An 18302-nucleotide genomic window follows, 5' to 3' on the forward strand; every position below is an offset into this window, starting at 1 on the left:
GATGTGCGGCGTGACGACGCCCAACGTTCTGGCCCACCGCTACGCCTCGCCCGAGATCGCGCGCATCTGGTCGCCCGAGCACAAGATCGTGCTCGAGCGTCAGCTGTGGATCGCGGTGCTGAAGGCCCAGCGTGACCTCGGGGTCGAGACGCCGGACGGCGTGATCGAGGCCTACGAGGCCGTCGTGGACCAGGTGGACCTCGCGTCCATCGCCGAGCGCGAGCGCGTGACCCGGCACGACGTGAAGGCACGGATCGAGGAGTTCGCCGCGCTCGCGGGCAGCGAGCACATCCACAAGGGCATGACGTCGCGCGACCTGACGGAGAACGTCGAGCAGCTGCAGGTGCGGGCGTCGCTGCAGGTGCTGCGCTCGCGTGCCGTCGCGGCGCTCGCGCGGCTCGGACGACTCGCTGCCGAGCACGCCGAGCTCGTGATGGCGGGACGCAGCCACAACGTCGCGGCACAGGCCACGACCCTCGGCAAGCGGTTCGCGACCGTCGCCGACGAGCTGCTGACCGGTGTCGGCCGGCTCGACGACCTCCTCGCCCGCTACCCGCTGCGGGGCATCAAGGGTCCGGTCGGCACCGCGCAGGACCAGCTGGATCTTCTCGGCGGTGCACCCGGCGGGGGTGCCGGGCCGGGGGCGGCAGACGGCTTCGCGAAGCTCGCCGACCTGGAGCGTCGCGTCGCCGAGCACCTCGGCTTCGAGCGAGTGCTGACCAGCGTCGGCCAGGTGTACCCTCGCTCCCTCGACTACGACGTGGTCACGTCGCTCGCGCAGCTGGTGGCCGCGCCCTCGAACCTGGCGACCACGATCCGGCTCATGGCCGGCAACGAGCTCGTGACCGAGGGCTTCAAGCCCGGCCAGGTCGGCTCGAGCGCCATGCCGCACAAGATGAACACGCGCTCGTGCGAGCGGGTCAACGGTCTGGCCGTCATCGTCCGCGGCTACGTGTCGATGGTCGGTGAACTGGCTGGCGACCAGTGGAACGAGGGCGACGTGTCGTGCTCCGTCGTGCGCCGCGTGGCCCTGCCCGACGCGTTCTACGCCGCGGACGGCCTGTTCGAGACGTTCCTGACCGTCCTCGACGAGTTCGGGGTGTTCCCGGCGGTGGTGCAGCGCGAGCTCGACCGGTACCTGCCGTTCTTGGCGACGACCAAGGTGCTGATGTCCGCCGTCCGCGCCGGGGTGGGTCGCGAGGCGGCCCACGAGGCGATCAAGGAGCACGCGGTGGCCGTCGCGCTGGAGATGCGCGAGCAGGGCTCGGCGGGCAACGACCTCTTCGCGCGCCTCGCGGCCGACGAGCGACTCGCCCTCACCGAGGCCGACCTCGCCTCCCTCGTCGCCGCCCCCCTGGAGTTCACCGGCGCCGCCACCGCCCAGGTCGCGGCCGTCGTCGCCCAGGTCGACGAGCTGGTGTCCGCCGACCCGGCCGCCGCCGCGTACACGCCGGGCGCGATCCTCTGAGGTCCTGAGCTCGCTGGTGCGCTGCCGCGGGGGCTCTGTTCTTGCTGGTGCGCTGCCTGGGGGTCTCGTCCTGCTGGTGCGCTGCCTCGGCTGGCGCTGTGTCTGGTCTCCGCAAGGGCCTCGACCGGCGGCGGGCCTGGGGCCGGTCTCGGGTCTCGGGGTCTGGCCTGAGCTCACCTTTGGACGCACGATTCTTCGTTTCTGCGTTCTGGGGCCAAGGTTCTTCGTTTGCGTGTCCCATCGGTGGATCCCCAACCGCAGGAGCGCTCCTGCGGTTGGGGATCCACCGATAGAGGGCTGAGCGGCGGAAGGATTCTGCGTTCGCGACGGGATCCCGTCGCGTACGCAGAACCTTTGGCCGCCAGTGCACCAACGCAGCATCGTGCGTCCACCCCATGCTGAAGCCACAGCCCGAGACCCCAGACCAACGCGGATGCCAGCCGCCCGGTCGAGGCCCTTGCGGAGACCAGCCCGAGCGTGAGCCGAGGCAGCGCAGCAGCAGGTCGGGACCCCCGCAGGCAGCGCAGCCGCAGGACGAGGGAGAGCCCACGCCGACGCAGCCGACGCGCCCACCCACCCGAGGGACGAGACGTTCGGACGCCCGTGGGTGGGGGAGAGGGCGGACCTCCTAGGCTGTCGGTCGTGCCTCTCGACGTCCCCGGTGCCGTGCACCTGCACTCCGGCAAGGTCCGTGACCTCTACGAGCTCGAGTCGGGCCGGCTGCTGATGGTGGCGTCGGACCGGATCTCGGCGTACGACTTCGTGCTGAGCCCCGGCATCCCCGACAAGGGGGAGCTGCTGACGCGGATGTCGCTGTGGTGGTTCGACCAGCTGGCCGACGTCGTGCCCAACCACGTCGTGTCGACCCAGGTGCCCGAGCGGGTGCGGGGGCGGGCGCTCGTGGTCGAGAAGCTCGACATGTACCCCGTCGAGTGCGTCGTGCGCGGCTACCTGACCGGGTCGGGGCTGGCCGACTACCAGGCGACCGGCGAGGTGTGCGGCGTGCCGCTGCCCGACGGGCTCGTCGACGGGTCGCGCCTGCCGGAGCCGATCTTCACGCCCGCCACGAAGGCCGCCGTGGGCGACCACGACGAGAACATCGACTTCGACGCCGTCGTCGAGCTGGTCGGTGCCGAGGTGGCGGAGCGCCTGCGGTCGCTGACCCTCGAGGTGTATGCCCGCGCCGAACGGATCGCCCGCACGCGCGGCATCATCCTGGCCGACACGAAGCTGGAGTTCGGTGCCCGCCCCGACGGCACGATCGTGCTGGCCGACGAGGTGCTCACCCCCGACTCGTCGCGCTTCTGGCCGGCCGAGACGTACCAGCCCGGACGCCCGCAGCCGTCGTTCGACAAGCAGCCGGTGCGCGACTGGCTCACCTCGCCCGCCTCCGGGTGGGACAAGGCGTCCGACACGCCTCCGCCCAGCCTGCCGTCGGACGTCGTCGAGGCCACGCGCGAGCGGTACGTGCGGGCCTACGAGCAGCTCACCGGCTCCACCTTCTGAGACTGCCCGGGACTCGCGTACCGACGGTATCCGGGACGTGGGTAGGGTGGTGACGCCGCCCACACCCTCGTCTGAAGGAGCCCGCGATGGCCAACCTCGCCGCCCTGCTGGAGAAGTCCGCCTCGACGTACGCCGACCGCACCGCCATCGTCTTCGGTGACACCCGACTCTCGTACGCGCAGGTCAACGGCGCCGCGAACCAGGTGGCCAACCTGCTCGTCTCGCGCGGGGTGCAGCCGGGCGACAAGGTCGCGCTGTCGTGCCCCAACCTGCCGTACTTCACGATCATCTACTACGGCATCCTCAAGGCCGGCGCGACGGTGGTCCCGCTCAACGTCCTGCTGAAGGGCCGCGAGGTCGCCTACCACCTCGACGACTCCGACGCGGTCGCCTACTTCGCGTTCGAGGGCACCCCGGACCTCCCGATCGGCGAGGCCGCGTGGGAGGGCTTCCAGGCCGTCGAGGGCTGCAAGGACTTCTTCCTCATCAAGCTCGACTCCGCCGCGCCGGAGCCGATGGAGCCGCCGGAGTACTACGCCCCGCTCGTCGCGCAGCAGCCGCCGACGTTCGAGACGGTCGAGACCGACGACGACGACACCGCCGTCATCCTCTACACGTCGGGCACGACGGGCCAGCCGAAGGGCGCGGAGCTGCGCCACCGCAACATGCGCGACAACGCGCTCGCGGGGGCCGACCTGTTCGGCGCCGACGCCGACCGCCCCGACACCTACCTGTGCGTGCTTCCGCTGTTCCACTCCTTCGGCCAGACGTGCATCCAGAACGGCTCGATGGCCTTCGGCGGCACCGTGGTCATGCTGCCGCGCTTCGAGGCTCAGGCCGCCCTCGGCCTCATGCTGAAGGAGAAGGTCACCTACTTCGCGGGCGTGCCGACCATGTACTGGGGGCTGCTCGGCGCGCTGGACGAGACCGTCGACGTCGAGTCGATCGCGGCCAGCCTGCGTGTCGCCGCGGCCGGTGGCTCCGCCCTCCCGGTCGACATCCACCGCCAGTTCAAGGACCGCTTCGGCGTCACCATCCTCGAGGGGTACGGCCTGTCGGAGACCTCCCCGGTGGCCTCGTTCTCCGTGTACGGCCAGGAGCCGAAGGTCGGCTCCATCGGCGTGCCCATCCCGGGCGTGGAGATGAAGCTCATCGATGCGGAGTGGAACGACGTGTCCGACGACCTCGAGGAGGACGGCAAGACCGCCGTCGGCGAGATCGCCATCAAGGGCCACAACGTGATGAAGGGCTACTACGACCGTCCCGAGGCGACGGCCGAGGCCATCCGCGACGGCTGGTTCCGCTCCGGCGACCTCGGTCGCAAGGACGCCGACGGCTTCTACTACATCGTCGACCGCAGCAAGGACATGATCATCCGCGGCGGCTACAACGTGTACCCGCGTGAGCTCGAGGAGGTGCTGATCACGCACCCGGCCGTCTCGCTGGTCGCGGTCATCGGCGTGCCGCACGAGAGCCACGGCGAGGAGATCAAGGCCGTCGTCGTGAAGAACAAGGACCACGACGACGTGTCCGAGGCCGACCTCGTGGCCTGGGGCAAGGAGCAGTTCGCGGCGTACAAGTACCCGCGCATCGTGGAGTTCCGCGACGAGCTGCCCATGACGGCCACCGGCAAGATCCTCAAGCGCGAGATCTGAGGCTCGGCTCGACGCACCGAGGCCGGGTCCAGGGACACCCTGGGCCCGGCCTCGTCGTGTCCGCGCGGACCGCGTGCGGCTAGCGCAGCCCGAAGATCGGGGGCAGGGCGAGCAGCATCGTCAGCGACCACGTGCAGTGGGTGAGGACGGGCGCGAGGATGCCGCCCGACGCACGCCGCTGCAGGCCCACCACCACGCCGAGCAGGATCGCGGCGAACGCGAGCATGACGTTGCCGGTGGCGAGCGTCGCGGCGGTGTAGGCGACGGTCGTCCAGACGACCGGGTGCCGGGGGATCGCGGCGTACGCGGCGCCGCGGAAGAACAGCTCCTCGGCCACGCCGTTGACCGCGGTGATGACGACCAGCAGCGGCAGCGTCCCCTCCGTCGCGAACCCCAGGACCTTCTCGACCTGGTCGGACAGCACCGGGATCTCGCGCACCACGAGCGCCCCGACGACGAACAGGCCCGCGAGCGCCAGCCCGATGGCGATGGGCTGCACGACGGGGCGCACGAGGCCGTCCTCGTCGTCGGGGTCGTCGGTGGCGATGTGTCCCAGGTAGAGTCGGCCGGACGCGAAGGCGCCGACGGTCCAGACCGCCGCCAGCCCGAAGGTGAGCGGGTAGAACCACGGGCTGCCGGGCTCCACGCGCAGCGAGACGCCGAGCACCACGGCGCCGAGCACGACGAAGCCGGCGGTGACCCACTGGCGACGTCGGAACGCCGCCGGTGACATGCGGTGGTCGCGGGACACGACGTCCCAGAGCGAGCGGTCGAGCCAGCGGCGGCCCGGGTAGCGGCGCGTCACGACGGGCTCAGTCGCGAGGCTCGAAGCCGACGACGACGGCGGCCATGTCGTCGGCGCCGTGCCCGGCGGCGGACGCCGCGGCGAAGCGGTCGCGCACGGACTGCAGCAGCGAGGTGTCCATGACGTCGGCGCCGGCGTCGATCATCAGCGAGAGGTCCTTCAGGACGCCGTCGAGCTCGAACGACGGCGTCAGGTCGTCGTCGAGGATGGCGCGGCCCTTGAGGTGCGCGTAGGGGGTGTCGACGGCCGAGCCCTCGATCGCCTCGAGGAACAGGCCCGGGTCGACGCCCTGGACCCGAGCCAGCGTCAGTGCCTGGGCAGCGGCGGCGGTGACCGACGCGACCCAGGAGTTGCAGGCCAGCTTGAGCGCGCTGGCCGGGCCGGCGGTGTCCCCGACGACGAGGGTGCGCGCGCCGATCGCCTCGAGCACGGGTCGCGCGGTCGCGAGTGCGTCCTCGGGCCCGGAGGCGAGCACGGTCAGCGCTCCGTCGGCAGCGGGCTTCTTCGTGCCGAGGACGGGTGCGTCGACGAGCACCCGGCCGTGCCGCTCGGCGAGGTCGTGCAGCCGCCGCGCGGCCTCGGGACCGACGGTCGCGGTCTGCAGCCACACGGCGGACGGCGGCGACGCCGCCAGCGCCTGCTCCAGGACCTCCTGCACCGACGCCTCGTCGAACAGCGAGACGACGACCACGTCGGCGTCGGCGACCGCCTCGGCAGCGGTCGCGCCCACCTCAGCGCCGGCGTCCCGCAACGGCTCGGACTTCTCCGGGCTGCGGTTCCAGACGGTGGTCGCGAGCCCGGCTCGCAGGGTCGACGTGGCCATCCCGGCGCCCATGGCGCCCAGCCCGATCACACTCACGCGCATGCTCCGACCGTACGTCGGGCGACGCGGGTGCGCCGGGTGAAGGGGGCCGGAGTGCAGGGGTCGGCCCGGCACGCCGATAGGATGCCGCCATGGCCCGCATCATCGTCGACGTCATGCCCAAGCCCGAGATCCTCGACCCGCAGGGCAAGGCCGTCCATGGCGCCCTCCCGCGACTCGGGTTCGAGAGCGTCTCCGACGTGCGTCAGGGCAAGCGGTTCGAGCTGCAGGTGGCGCTGGCCGACGAGTCGACGCTCGCCGAGGTGCACCAGATCGCCGAGACGCTGCTGTCGAACCCGGTCATCGAGGACTTCACCGTCCGCGTCGAGGCGTGAGGACACCACCATGAAGATCGGCATCGTCACCTTCCCCGGCTCGCTCGACGACGTCGACGCGCAGCGCGCCGTACGCCTCGCGGGCGGCGAGCCGGTCGCGCTGTGGCACGGCGACCACGACCTCAAGGGCGTCGACGCGGTGATCCTGCCCGGCGGCTTCTCCTACGGCGACTACCTGCGCTGCGGCGCGATCGCCCGCTTCGCCCCGGTCATGACCGAGGTCGTCGCGGCCGCGCAGGGCGGCATGCCCGTGCTGGGCATCTGCAACGGCTTCCAGATCCTGTGCGAGTCGCACCTGCTTCCCGGTGCGCTGATCCGCAACGACCACCGCACGTTCGTCTGCCGCGACCAGGTGCTCGTCGTCGAGAACCCCGACACCGCCTGGACCAGCGACTACGCCGAGGGCCAGCGGATCACCATCCCGCTGAAGAACGGCGAGGGCGGCTTCATCGCCGACGAGCCGACGCTCGACCGGCTCGAGGGCGAGGGACAGGTCGTCTTCCGTTACGTCGGCTCGAACCCGAACGGGTCCCTGCGCGACATCGCCGGCATCACGAACGAGCGCGGCAACGTCGTCGGTCTCATGCCGCACCCCGAGCACGCCGTCGAGGACCTCTGCGGACCCGGCACCGACGGGCTCGCCTTCTTCACCTCCGCCGTCCGCCAGCTCACGTCGGTCTGACATGGCGCTGCCCGTCGGCTGGTCGGTCCTGCTCCTCGTGACCGCCGCCTGGAACCTGCTCATCTGGCCGCGCTTCTGGCAGCGGATCGCCAAGGACGACCGGTCCCGCGACGCCGACGGTCGCACGACGACGTTCTACCGCGTGCACGCCGTGCTGATCGGCGTCTCGCTGGCGCTGGGTCTCGCGGTCGGCGTGCTGGGCCTGCTCACCCTGCTCTGAGCCGCGTCCGCCCGAGCGAGCGCGCACTCGCACTAGGGTGGGCGTATGGAACGCCGCACCTACGTGCTCGTCGACGGCGAGAACATCGACGCGACCCTCGGCCAGTCGATCCTCGGACGTCGCCCGCACCCGCACGAGCGACCTCGCTGGGACCGTGTGCTGTCCTTCGTCGCCTCGGAGTGGGAGCAGCCCACGCAGGGCCTGTTCTTCATCGCCGCCAACGGCGAGGTGCCGATGTCGTTCGTGCAGGCGCTGACCGCCATGGACTTCCGCCCGGTGCTGCTCTCCGGCACCCCGGACCAGAAGGTCGTCGACATCGCCATCCAGCGCACGCTGGAGGCGCTCGCCGAGCGCGAGGACGACGTGGTCCTCGCCAGCAACGACGGCGACTTCGTGCCCCAGCTGGGCGCCCTCGTCGGCACCCGACGCACCGCGCTCCTGGCGTTCCGCGAGATGCGCAGCAGCGCCTTCGTGCCGCTCGTGGAGCGCGGCCTGGAGTTCTACGACCTGGAGTACGACGTGCGCGCCTTCAACGAGGAGCTGCCGCGGATCCGCGTCGTGCCGATCGACGAGTTCGACCCGTTGCAGTTCCTCTAGTCGTCGCCCCGCGGGCGGTCGTGACGGGGCGCACGCGGCGACGATGCGGGGTTCGGCTGGGTCGACTGCTAGGCTGGAGCCTTCCATGGGAGCCCCGGATCATCTTCGGTAGGGCCTCCCCCTTCCGCCCGAGCAGGCCGCGTCGCCTCGTCATGAGAGCGCCGCAGAGCGGCCCGGGCCCACGATGTCTGAGAGTTCTGTGAACCAGCCTGCTGGCGGCCCCGTGCTGCCCACCCGTCCGACCAACCCCACCACCCCCGTCGCCCCGACGTCCTCCGGCTTCGCCGACCTCGGCCTGCCGAAGACGCTCGTCAAGGCCCTCGCCCGCGAGGGCATCGTCGAGCCGACCCCGATCCAGCAGGCCGTGCTGCCGTCGGCGCTCGCCGGCCGCAACGTGCTCGGCCGCGCTCGCACCGGCTCGGGCAAGACGCTGTCGTTCGGCCTGCCCGTGCTCGACCAGCTCGCCGGCGGGACGCGTCGTCCCAAGGCGCCGCGCGGGCTCATCCTCGTGCCCACGCGTGAGCTGGCCACGCAGGTCCAGCGCGCCCTCGCGCCGCTGGCGGCCCCGCTGCACCTGCGGATCATGACGGTGCTCGGCGGCACCCCGATCAACAAGCAGATCCACCAGCTGCGCGACGGCGTCGACCTCGTCGTCGCGACGCCCGGCCGGCTCGCCGACCTCGTCGACCGCCGTGCCTGCACGCTCCAGCACGTCGAGATCACCGTCCTCGACGAGGCCGACCACCTCTGCGACCTCGGCTTCTTCAAGCCGGTCGACGCGCTCGTCGCGATGACGCCCTCGACCAGCCAGCGGCTGCTGCTCTCGGCGACGCTCGACGGCGACGTCGACCGTCTCGTGCGTCGTCACCTGCCGCAGCACGACCTGCACGAGATCGAGTCGGCGCAGGAGCCGGAGTCGCGCATGGAGCACCACGTGCTCGTGACGCCGCGCACCGAGAAGCTGGCCACGGCCTCGCGGCTGCTGGCCGACAACCCGCGCACCATCGTGTTCGCCCGCACCCGCCGGGGCGCCACGCGCCTGGCGCGTCAGCTCACGACCGCCGGCATCGAGGCCGTCGACCTGCACGGCGACCTCAACCAGGCCAAGCGCGAGCGCAACCTGGCGGCGTTCAGCAAGGGTGCGGCCGACGTCATCGTCGCGACCGACATCGCGGCGCGCGGCATCCACGTCGACGACGTGAAGCTGGTCGTGCACTACGACGCGCCGGCCGAGCACAAGGCCTACACGCACCGCTCGGGACGCACCGCCCGCGCGGGCGAGGCCGGCACCGTCGTCACGATGACGACGCGCGAGGACCTGCGCGACGTCATGGCGCTGCAGGCCAAGGCCGGCGTCACCGCCCGCCAGCACGACGCCGCGACCGCCCCGTCGCCGCTCACGCCCGAGGCCCTCGCGGCCAGCGGCACGCTCCCCGAGGCAGGCCCGACCGGTGGACGCGGCGGCCAGCGCTCCGGCGGTGCCCAGCGGTCGAGCGCCCAGCGGACCGGTGGTGGCCAGCGGTCGGGCGGTCAGCGCTCCGGTGGTGGCCAGCGGTCGGGCGGTCAGCGCTCCGGCGGCGGCCAGGGTCGCGGCACCGGCGGTGGGCAGGGTCGCCCCGCCGGACAGGGCGGCAACCGCAACCGCAACCGTCGTCGCAGCGGCGGCGGCCAGGCGCGTCCCGTCGCCTGACCTGATCGACCGGACCTCGTCGTCCGAGCGGCCCGAGCATCACCACGGCTACGCTGCGGGGATGCTCGGGCCGACGTCGTTGCGCCGCCGCGCCGTCCTCCTCGGACCGGCCTTCGTCGCCGCCGTCGCCTACGTCGACCCGGGCAACGTCGCCACGAACGTGACCGCGGGCGCCAGGTTCGGCTACGCGCTGGTGTGGGTGGTGGTGCTCGCCAACGTCATGGCCGTGCTCGTCCAGTACCTGTCCGCGAAGCTCGGCCTCGTCACCCGCACGTCGCTGGCGTCGCACCTCGGCGGCCGGCTGCGCCGTGGGCCGAGGATCGCGTTCTGGCTGCAGGCGGAGGCCGTGGCCGTGGCCACCGACCTCGCGGAGGTCGTTGGCGGGGCGATCGCGCTGTCGCTGCTGTTCGACCTGCCCCTCGTCCTCGGGGCCGTCGTGACCGCGGCCGTCTCGCTGCTGGTGCTGCGCATCGGCGACGTCCGCGGTCAGGGCGCCCTCGAGCGCACGATCCTGGGCTTCCTGGCGCTGATCGCCGTCGGCTTCGTGGCCGGACTGGTGGTGAACCCGCCGACGGCGGGCGACGTGGCCGATGGCCTCGTGCCGTCGTTCGACGGGGCGGAGAGCGTGCTGCTCGCGTCGGGCATCATCGGGGCCACCGTGATGCCGCACGTCATCTACCTCCACTCGGGCCTGACGTCGGGCCGGCTCGGCGGGCGGGGTCGCGGCTCGTCGGTGCGCGACCTGCTCAGCGCCACCCGCACCGACGTCGTGCTCGCGCTGGCGCTCGCCGGGATGCTGAACCTCTCGCTGCTGCTCGTGGCCGCCGCCGGTCTGCAGGGTCTTCCGGGGACCGACACGTTGACCGGTGTGCACGCGCTCGTGACGTCGGAGCTCGGCGCGGGCGTGGCGCTGCTCTTCGCGGTCGCACTGCTCGGGTCGGGGCTGGCCTCGACGGCGGTGGGAGCGGCCGCGGGCGCCGAGGTGATGCACGGCCTGCTGGGCGTCCGCGTGCCCCTGCTGGTGCGCCGCGTGGTCACGGTGGTGCCGGCCCTCGTCGTCCTCGCGCTCGGGGTCGAGCCGAGCCGCGCCCTCGTCGTCTCGCAGGTGGTGCTGTCGCTCGGCATCCCGTTCGCGCTCGTCCCGCTCGTCCGCCTCACCGCCGACCGCGCCGTGATGGGCGAGCACGTGAACCGCCCCGCCACCACGGCTGCCGCGTGCGCCGTCGCCGCCGTCGTCATCGCGCTGAACGTGTCGTTGCTGGTGCTGACGTTCGGGTGAGGCGCTGCCTGCGGTCGTCGTGACCTTGCTGGTGCGCTGCCGCAGGGAGTCTGGGGTTGCTGCTGCGCTGCCTCGGCCTTCGCAGGGGTGGTCTCCGCAAGGGGCCTCGACCGGGCGGTTGGCGACGGCGCTGGTCCGGGGTCTCGGGCTGCGGGTTGGTGCTGGGGTGGACGCACGTTTCTGCGTTCGTGTGTCGGAGGGCCAAGGCTTCTGCGTTTGTCACGGGATCCCGTCGTGAACGCAAAAGCGTTCGATCTCCGCGCGCGAACGCAGGGACTTTCGCGCCGACAGCCCACCATCGGTGGATCTTCAACCGCAGAACGCCTCCTGCGGTTGCAGATCCACCGATAGGACGCGCCAACGCAGAACGGTGCGTCAAGAACGCAGAGACGAAGAATCTTGCGTCGAGGGCGGGCTCAGCCAGACCCCGAGACCCGGAGCCGGCTGTGACCCGCTGCCGGTCGAGGCCCTTTTGGAGACCACCCCCAGCGCAAGCCGAGGCAGCGCACCGGCAAGGTCACGACCCCCTGCGGCAGCGCACCAGCACGATCACGACCACCGCAGCCAGCGCGCCAGCAGGACGAGACCCCCGCACCAGCAACCCCACCCCGCCAGCCCGGCGGGGGGAGCGCGCGTCTGGCATCATCCGGAACCATGCCCCTCCCGCTCGTCCCGCGACCGCACGTCCCGCACGACCTGGGCGCTGCGGTCGGGAACCTGCGCGACGTGGTGCAGGGGCGGCGGATCGCCGACCTGCGGACGACGCCGCGCACGCTGGTCAAGGTCACCGAGCACGCGAGCCTGTTCCGGTACGACCCGTACCCGGGCACGGAGCAGCACGGCGACCCGCTGCTGCTCGTGCCGCCGCTCGCGGCCCCCGCGCTCGCCTTCGACCTGCGCCGCGGGTGCAGCGTGGTCGAGTACTTCGTGCAGCAGGGACGGCCGGTGTACCTCGTCGACTACGGGCCGGTGAGCTTCGAGCACCGCGACCTCGGCATCGAGCACTGGACCGGGCGGCTGGTCCCGCAGGCCGTCCGGCACGTGCACGACGACGCCGGGGAGCGGCCCGTGCACCTGGCCGGCTGGTCCCTGGGCGGCATCTTCACGATCTTCACCGCGGCGTCCGACCCGACGCTCCCGCTCGCGTCGGCGACGGCCGTCGCGTCGCCGTTCGACCTGACGCAGGTGCCGCTGATCGCGATCACCCGCCCGGTCAACGCCGTGGCGAGCGGGCTGGTGAGCGCCGCGTACCGGACCCTCGGCGGCGTCCCCGCGCCGCTCACCCGGCTCGGGTTCCAGATCTCGGCGCTCGACAAGTACCTCACCAAGCCGCTGGCGATCCTTGCCCACGCCGACGACCGCGACTTCCTCGCGCAGCTGGAGGCCGTCGACCGCTTCACCGACAACATGTACGCCTACCCGGGACGCACCTTCGGCCAGCTGTACCACGTCGTCGTGCGCAGCAACGCGCTCGCGACGGGCGTGGTGGAGCTCGGCGGACGAGAGCTGCGGCTCGCCGACATCGACGTGCCCGTGCTCGTGGTGGCCGGGCTCGACGACACCCTCGCGCCGGTCGGGGCGGTGAGCCACCTCGTCGACCTGCTGAGGGGCGCGCCGGACGTCCAGCTCGTCCAGGCCCCCGGAGGCCACCTCGGGGTGCTCACCGGCCGCGCGGCCCGCCGCACCACCTGGCCGGCGATGGAGGGCTTCTACGCCCGCCACGACACGCCCTGACGTGCGAAGGGGTCTCGGACTACGCTCGTGACGTGCCCGAGATGCCGGAGGTCGACGCGCTCGCCGCGTTCCTGCGAGAGCGCGCCGTGGGTGCCGTCGTGGCCGACGTCGAGCTGGCGTCGTTCGCCGTGCTGAAGACCTACGACCCGCCGGTGTCGTCGTTGGCGGGTCTGCAGGTCACCGACGTGCGGCGCCACGGCAAGTTCCTCGACCTCGACGTCGACGGCCTGCACCTCGTCGTGCACCTCGCGAAGGCCGGCTGGCTGCGCTGGTCGGACCAGCTCACCGACAAGCGGCTGAAGATGGGCAACGGCCCGCTCGCCGCGCGGGTCCGGCTCGACCACGGCGACGGCCCGCACGTCGGGTTCGACCTGACGGAGGCCGGGACGCGCAAGGGCCTGGCCGTCTACGTCGTGCGCGACCCGCAGGACGTCGAGGGGATCGCGGCGCTCGGTCCGGACCCGATGGTCGACGGCTTCACCGTGGCCCCGCTGCTCGACGGCCGACGCATGCAGGTCAAGCGGTTCCTGCGCGACCAGAAGATCGTCGCCGGCATCGGCAACGCCTACAGCGACGAGATCCTGCACGCGGCCCGGCTGTCGCCGTTCGCGCTGGCGTCCGAGCTCGACGCCGAGCAGGTCGAGCGGCTCGACGTGGCGATCCGCACCGTCCTGGGCGAGGCGATGGCCGAGGCGCACGGCAAGCCCGCGTCGGAGCTGAAGGACGGCAAGCGCTCGCGGATGCGGGTGCACGGCCGCGCGGGCGAGGCGTGCCCCGTGTGCGGCGACACGATCGCCGAGGTGGTCTTCGCCGACTCCTCTCTGCAGTACTGCCCGACGTGCCAGACGGGCGGGAAGCCGCTGAAGGACCGCTCGACGAGCAAGTTCCTCAAGTAGCCCGCTCGACGGCTGCTCGGCCCAGTGTGGTCAGCCCAGTGCCGTCAGCCCGGTGCCGTCAGCCCAGGGCCACGAGCGTCACGGCCGACGCCGCCAGCGCGAGCCCGACGCCCTGCCAGGCCTGGATGCGCTCCTTGAGCACGAGCGTCGCGAGCAGGACGGTGGTGGCCGGGTAGAGCGAGGAGACCACCGACACCACCGACAGCAGGCCCTCGCGGGTCGCCAGCAGGAACGCCGTGGTCGCGGTGGCGCCCAGAGGTCCCATGACCACGGCGCGCCACGCGAGCCGGTCGCGGGGCACCCACGCCTCGCGCAGCGCCACGGCCAGCAGCACGACGACGACGGCGGCGGCGCCCTGCGCGACGGCCAGCGGCCACAGGCCCGCGTCGTCACGCACCTGGCCCAGGGCGACGAACAGCACGCCGAACCCGAGCCCCGCGAGGATGCCGTCGACCACCCCGCCGCGGTGCGCGGCCTGCGCCGCGGCGTCCTCCTCGACGACCCGGGACACGAGCGCGATGGCCGGGAACGCGACGACGATCCCGGCGAGGGCCAGCGCGCTCGGCCGGTCGCCGGTGACGAGTCCGACGGCCACGGGGAGCAGCGCGCACACGACGGCCGACAACGGGGCGACGACGCTCATCCGCCCGCCGGCGAGCCCGCGGTAGAGGAACGCGGCACCGACGCCCGACCCGGCCCCGCCGACGACGCCCCACACCCAGTCGGCCCCGACCGGGTCGCCGGCGATGAAGAGCGCCACGGCGACGGTGCAGACCGTCGACGACGTCTGGCCGACCACGGCCGTCTGCCACGGGCCCGAGCGCTTGGAGAAGAGCCCGCCGAGGAAGTCGGAGACCCCGTACGACAGGGCGGAGAGCAGGGAGAGGAGGACGGCCACGCGTGCACCCTAGTGGGACGGGACGGACTTCACGGTCCGGTGTCCAACGCCTCTGCCGTCGCGTCGTCGAGGGCCGAGGAGTCCTTGAGCGCGACCCCCGAGCGGCCCAGGCGTCGTGAGCCGTCGACCAGCGCGGCAGCCACCCGCGCCGCCGCCGCGTAGCCCAGGCCGTCGGGCGGATGGATGTTGGAGATGCAGTTGCGCTCGGCGTCGGTCCGCCCCGGACGAGGGTCGTGCGTCAGGTAGACCCCGAGGCTGTCGGCGACTGACAGACCGGGGCGCTCGCCGATGACGACGAGCAGCGTCTGCACCCCGAGCGCGGCGCCGACGTGGTCGCCGAGCGCGACCCGGGCCTGCGTGGCGACGACCGGTGCGGCGACGCGCAGCCCCGTGCCGAGCGCGTCGACGAGGGCCGTCACGAGCGCGACACCGTGCTCGGCGACCGCCCGCGGCGACAGGCCGTCGGCCAGCACGACGGCGACGTCGGCGTCGCCGCTCGCGTCGAGGCCGTCGAGCGACGCGGGACGTCGCCCGAGGTCGGGACGTCGGAGGTACTCGCCGCGACCCTCGGCCAGGCTGCGCACCCGACGCGTGGCACCGAGACCGAGCGCGTCGAGGCCCGGCACGAGCGCGTCGACGTCGAGCGGCTCGTGCACCGCGTCACGCGCGGCGGCGTGCGCGGCGCGGAACTCCAGCTCGCGCCGGGTCGGCAGGGAGCTGCCCGCCCGCCCCAGCCCGATCCGTGCCTGGGTGGTGCGGCGCAGCCCCGACCACGGGTCGCTCGCCGCGACGTCGGGCGAGCGGGCGTCGCCGCCGCTCACGAGCCGCTCGCGATCGACAGCAGGGGCGAGGCGTCGAGGTCGACGGGCAGCACGCGACCCTGCGGGTCGGCCATGCCGAGACCGGCGAGCCACGCCTCGAACTCCGGCGCCGGCCTGAGCCCGAGGACCTGCCGCACGTAGAGCGCGTCATGGAAGGACAGGCTCTGGTAGCCGAGCATCACGTCGTCGGCGCCGGGAACGGCGATGACGAACGCGGCGCCGGCCACGCCGAGCAGCGTCAGCAGCGTGTCCATGTCGTCGGAGTCGGCCTCGGCGTGGTTGGTGTAGCAGACGTCGACGCCCATGGGCAGGCCGAGCAGCTTGCCGCAGAAGTGGTCCTCGAGGCCGGCCCGCACGATCTGCTTGCCGTGGTAGAGGTACTCCGGCCCGATGAAGCCGACCACGGTGTTGACGAGCAGCGGGTCGAGGGCGCGGGCGAGTCCGTAGGCCCTGGTCTCGAGCGTCTGCTGGTCGACCGGACGACCGCCGGTGCCGAGGTGGGCGCCGGCCGAGAGGGCCGAGCCCTGGCCCGTCTCGAGGTACATCACCTGGTCGCCGACCGTGCCGCGTCCGAGGGAGCGACCCGCCTCGTTGGCCTCGAGGAGCATGCGGACGTCGACCCCGAACGACGCGTTGGCGCCCTCGGTGCCCGCTACCGACTGGAACACCAGGTCGACGGGCGCGCCCTGCTCGATCAGGTCGACCGTCGTCGTCACGTGCGACAGCACGCACGACTGCATCGGGATGTCGAAGCGCTGGCGCAGGTCGTCGAGGAGGTGCAGCAGCCGCGCCGTCGCCTGCGGCGAGTCCGTGGCGGGGTTGATGCCGATCACGGCGTCGCCGGAGCCCATGAGCAGGCCGTCGAGGGTCGCCGCCGCGATGCCGGCCGGGTCGTCGGTCGGGTGGTTGGGCTGCAGTCGTGTCGCGATGCGTCCCGGCAGGCCGATCGTCGTCCGGAAGGCCGACGTGACGCGCGCGGCCTGCGCGACCAGCACGAGGTCCTGGTTGCGCATCAGCTTCGAGACGGCCGCCACCATCTCCGGCGTGAGCCCCGGGGCGACCGCCGTGAGCGTGGCGGCCGCGTCGGGACGTGTCGCCGTCGCCAGCAGCCAGTCGCGGAACCCGCCCACGGTCAGGTGCGCCACCGGTGCGAAGGCCTCGGCGTCGTGGGTGTCGACGATGAGCCGGGTCACCTCGTCGCTCTCGTAGGGCACCACCTGCTCGTGCAGGAACGTGGCGAGCGGCTCGTCGGCGAGCGCCCACGCAGCCGCGGCGCGCTCCGCGTCGGACTCGGCCGCGCAGCCGGCCAGCTGGTCGCCCGAGCGGACCGGCGTGGCCTTGGCCATCAGGTCGACGAGACCGTCGAACGTGTAGGTCCGACCGCCGAGCGTGTGCCGCCGGATCACCCGAGGTCCTCCTCCGCGCGGGCCAGCGCGGCGAACTCCTCGTCGGGAGAGGCGGCCACCAGGTGGTGACGGCTGTAGAGGCCGAACCACGCCATGAAGGCCAGGAAGACGCCCACGCACCACGGCGCCGCGGTGCTGTCGACGAGGAAGGTCGCCACGACGGAGAGCGCCGCGACGACGAGCGCGAAGCCCGTCGTGAGCACGCCGCCCGGCGTCCGGTAGGGCCGTGGCATGTCGGGCTCGCGCACCCGGAGCACGACGTGGCTGACCATCATCAGCACGTAGCTGAGCGCCGCCCCGAACACCGCCATGTTGAGCAGCAGCGCGCCCTCGCCGGTCAGCGACAGGCCGAAGCCGATGACGCCCGGCACGACGAGCGCGAGCGTCGGCGTCTTGCGGCGGTTGGTCACCGAGAGCGACGTGGGCAGGTAGCCGGCACGGGACAGGGCGAAGAGCTGACGGGAGTACGCGTAGATGATCGAGAAGAAGCTGGCCACGAGCCCCGCCAGGCCGATGTAGTTCACGACCGTGGCGGCCGCGCCCCCGCCGAGGGCCTCCACCAGCGGGTTGCCCGACGACGCCATCGCCTCCGCGCCCCCGGTGCCCGGGACGAGCACGAGCACGAGCACGCACGTGAACAGCAGCACCGCCATCGCCGCGATGATGCCGCGCGGCACGTTCCGCTCGGCGTCGGCCGTCTCCTCGGCGGCCAGCGGCACGCCCTCGACCGCGAGGAAGAACCAGATCGCGAACGGGATCGCCGACCAGATGCCCAGGTAGCCGAACGGGAGGAGGTCGGAGGCGCCGGCGGCGCCGGTCGGCGCGATGTCGGTCAGGCGCGAGACGTCGAAGTCACCCAGGGCGGCCACGGCGAAGACCACGAGGCCCACGAGCGCGACCGAGGTGATGACGAACATGACCTTGAGCGCCTCGCCGACGCCGGCGAGGTGGATGCCGATGAACAGGGCGTAGACGGCCAGGTAGACCCACCAGCCGTCGGTGATGCCGAACAGGCCGAGCGACTCGACGTAGGCGCCGATGAAGGTGGCGATAGCCGCCGGGGCGATGGCGTACTCGATGAGGATGGCGGTCCCGGTGGCGAAGCCGCCCCACGGTCCGAGGGCGCGCCGGGCGAACGTGTAGCCGCCACCCGCCGCGGGCAGCGACGACGACAGCTCCGCCATGCCCAGCACGAGCGCCAGGTACATGGCGGCGACGACCACGGTCGCGATGGCGAGCCCACCGAAGCCGCCCTCGGCGAGGCCGAAGTTCCAGCCGGAGTAGTCGCCCGAGACGACGTAGCTGACGCCGAGCCCGGCGAGCAGGACCCAGCCCGCCGTGCCCCGTTGGAGCTGGCGCTTCTCGAGGTACTCCTGGGCGCTCGCGCCGGAGCCCGACGTCACCGGTGTCTCGTGCTGCTGTGTCATGGGTGCTCCCTCGTCCCGCGC

General features: G+C 72.6%; 17 protein-coding genes. 11 read left to right on the plus strand and 6 right to left on the minus strand.

Features of this window, described 5'->3' with window-relative positions; genetic code table 11:
• Position 1 precedes the first annotated feature (1 nt).
• The 3 genes from purB to QE370_RS09290 all read left to right on the plus strand — a co-directional run bounded on the left by purB (position 2) and on the right by QE370_RS09290 (position 4629).
• Complete coding sequence (gene purB / locus QE370_RS09280) at positions 2–1468, plus strand: adenylosuccinate lyase (protein ID WP_309634182.1); 1467 nt, start codon at positions 2–4, stop codon at positions 1466–1468.
• Between the two features lie 642 nt (positions 1469–2110).
• A complete protein-coding gene (locus tag QE370_RS09285) occupies positions 2111–2974 on the plus strand; it encodes a phosphoribosylaminoimidazolesuccinocarboxamide synthase (RefSeq protein ID WP_253024090.1) in 864 nt (287 codons plus the stop codon).
• Between the two features lie 86 nt (positions 2975–3060).
• Positions 3061–4629: a long-chain fatty acid--CoA ligase gene (locus tag QE370_RS09290; RefSeq protein WP_253024089.1), complete on the plus strand. Its 1569-nt coding sequence runs from the start codon at positions 3061–3063 to the stop codon at positions 4627–4629.
• Between the two features lie 79 nt (positions 4630–4708).
• Here QE370_RS09290 and QE370_RS09295 read toward each other — a convergent pair whose 3' ends face one another.
• Together QE370_RS09295 and QE370_RS09300 are read right to left on the minus strand one after the other, a co-directional pair.
• A complete protein-coding gene (locus tag QE370_RS09295) occupies positions 4709–5434 on the minus strand; it encodes a CPBP family intramembrane glutamic endopeptidase (protein ID WP_253024088.1) in 726 nt (241 codons plus the stop codon).
• A gap of 7 nt (positions 5435–5441) precedes the next feature.
• The gene (locus QE370_RS09300; RefSeq protein ID WP_309634183.1) at positions 5442–6299 is read right to left on the minus strand and encodes an NAD(P)-dependent oxidoreductase; all 858 of its coding nucleotides are present in this window, start codon (positions 6297–6299) and stop codon (positions 5442–5444) included.
• An 89-nt stretch (positions 6300–6388) separates the two neighbouring features.
• Between QE370_RS09300 and purS the strand changes: the two genes are divergently transcribed.
• From purS to QE370_RS09340, 8 genes are all read left to right on the plus strand, one after another.
• On the plus strand, positions 6389–6631 hold the full coding sequence (purS, locus tag QE370_RS09305) for a phosphoribosylformylglycinamidine synthase subunit PurS (protein ID WP_067854807.1): 243 nt from the start codon (positions 6389–6391) through the stop codon (positions 6629–6631).
• Between the two features lie 10 nt (positions 6632–6641).
• Positions 6642–7313 carry a phosphoribosylformylglycinamidine synthase subunit PurQ gene (gene purQ, locus QE370_RS09310; RefSeq protein ID WP_253024086.1) on the plus strand — a complete coding sequence of 224 codons (672 nt, stop codon included), beginning with the start codon at positions 6642–6644 and terminating at the stop codon, positions 7311–7313.
• A 1-nt stretch (position 7314) separates the two neighbouring features.
• Complete coding sequence (locus QE370_RS09315; protein WP_253024085.1) at positions 7315–7533, plus strand: SCO4848 family membrane protein; 219 nt, start codon at positions 7315–7317, stop codon at positions 7531–7533.
• Between the two features lie 45 nt (positions 7534–7578).
• Entirely contained in the window at positions 7579–8130 is a 552-nt protein-coding gene (locus tag QE370_RS09320) for an NYN domain-containing protein (protein WP_253024083.1), read from the plus strand.
• A gap of 199 nt (positions 8131–8329) precedes the next feature.
• Positions 8330–9820: a DEAD/DEAH box helicase gene (locus QE370_RS09325; protein WP_309634184.1), complete on the plus strand. Its 1491-nt coding sequence runs from the start codon at positions 8330–8332 to the stop codon at positions 9818–9820.
• Positions 9821–9881: 61 nt separating this feature from the next.
• Positions 9882–11099, plus strand: coding sequence for an Nramp family divalent metal transporter (locus QE370_RS09330; protein ID WP_309634185.1), 1218 nt, complete (start codon positions 9882–9884; stop codon positions 11097–11099).
• Between the two features lie 654 nt (positions 11100–11753).
• Positions 11754–12833 (plus strand): alpha/beta hydrolase, encoded by a 1080-nt coding sequence (locus QE370_RS09335; protein ID WP_309634186.1) that lies wholly within the window; start codon positions 11754–11756, stop codon positions 12831–12833.
• A gap of 32 nt (positions 12834–12865) precedes the next feature.
• Positions 12866–13729, plus strand: a complete 864-nt coding sequence (locus QE370_RS09340) for a DNA-formamidopyrimidine glycosylase family protein (RefSeq protein WP_309634187.1) — start codon at positions 12866–12868, stop codon at positions 13727–13729.
• A gap of 58 nt (positions 13730–13787) precedes the next feature.
• Here the strand turns inward: QE370_RS09340 and QE370_RS09345 are convergent, their stop codons facing one another.
• From QE370_RS09345 to eat, 4 genes are read right to left on the minus strand one after another with little or no spacing between them, the layout of a single operon-like run.
• Positions 13788–14627: an EamA family transporter gene (locus tag QE370_RS09345; protein WP_309634188.1), complete on the minus strand. Its 840-nt coding sequence runs from the start codon at positions 14625–14627 to the stop codon at positions 13788–13790.
• Between the two features lie 29 nt (positions 14628–14656).
• Positions 14657–15448: an ethanolamine ammonia-lyase subunit EutC gene (gene eutC / locus QE370_RS09350; protein WP_309634189.1), complete on the minus strand. Its 792-nt coding sequence runs from the start codon at positions 15446–15448 to the stop codon at positions 14657–14659.
• Positions 15445–16854 carry an ethanolamine ammonia-lyase subunit EutB gene (locus QE370_RS09355; RefSeq protein ID WP_309634190.1) on the minus strand — a complete coding sequence of 470 codons (1410 nt, stop codon included), beginning with the start codon at positions 16852–16854 and terminating at the stop codon, positions 15445–15447. Before QE370_RS09355 ends, eutC begins: the two co-directional genes overlap by 4 nt.
• The gene (gene eat, locus QE370_RS09360; protein WP_309634191.1) at positions 16851–18281 is read right to left on the minus strand and encodes an ethanolamine permease; all 1431 of its coding nucleotides are present in this window, start codon (positions 18279–18281) and stop codon (positions 16851–16853) included. The genes QE370_RS09355 and eat overlap by 4 nt, the downstream gene beginning before the upstream one ends.
• Positions 18282–18302: the final 21 nt, after the last annotated feature.

It is taken from the genome of Aeromicrobium sp. SORGH_AS_0981 (assembly GCF_031453195.1).
GTDB lineage: Bacteria > Actinomycetota > Actinomycetes > Propionibacteriales > Nocardioidaceae > Aeromicrobium.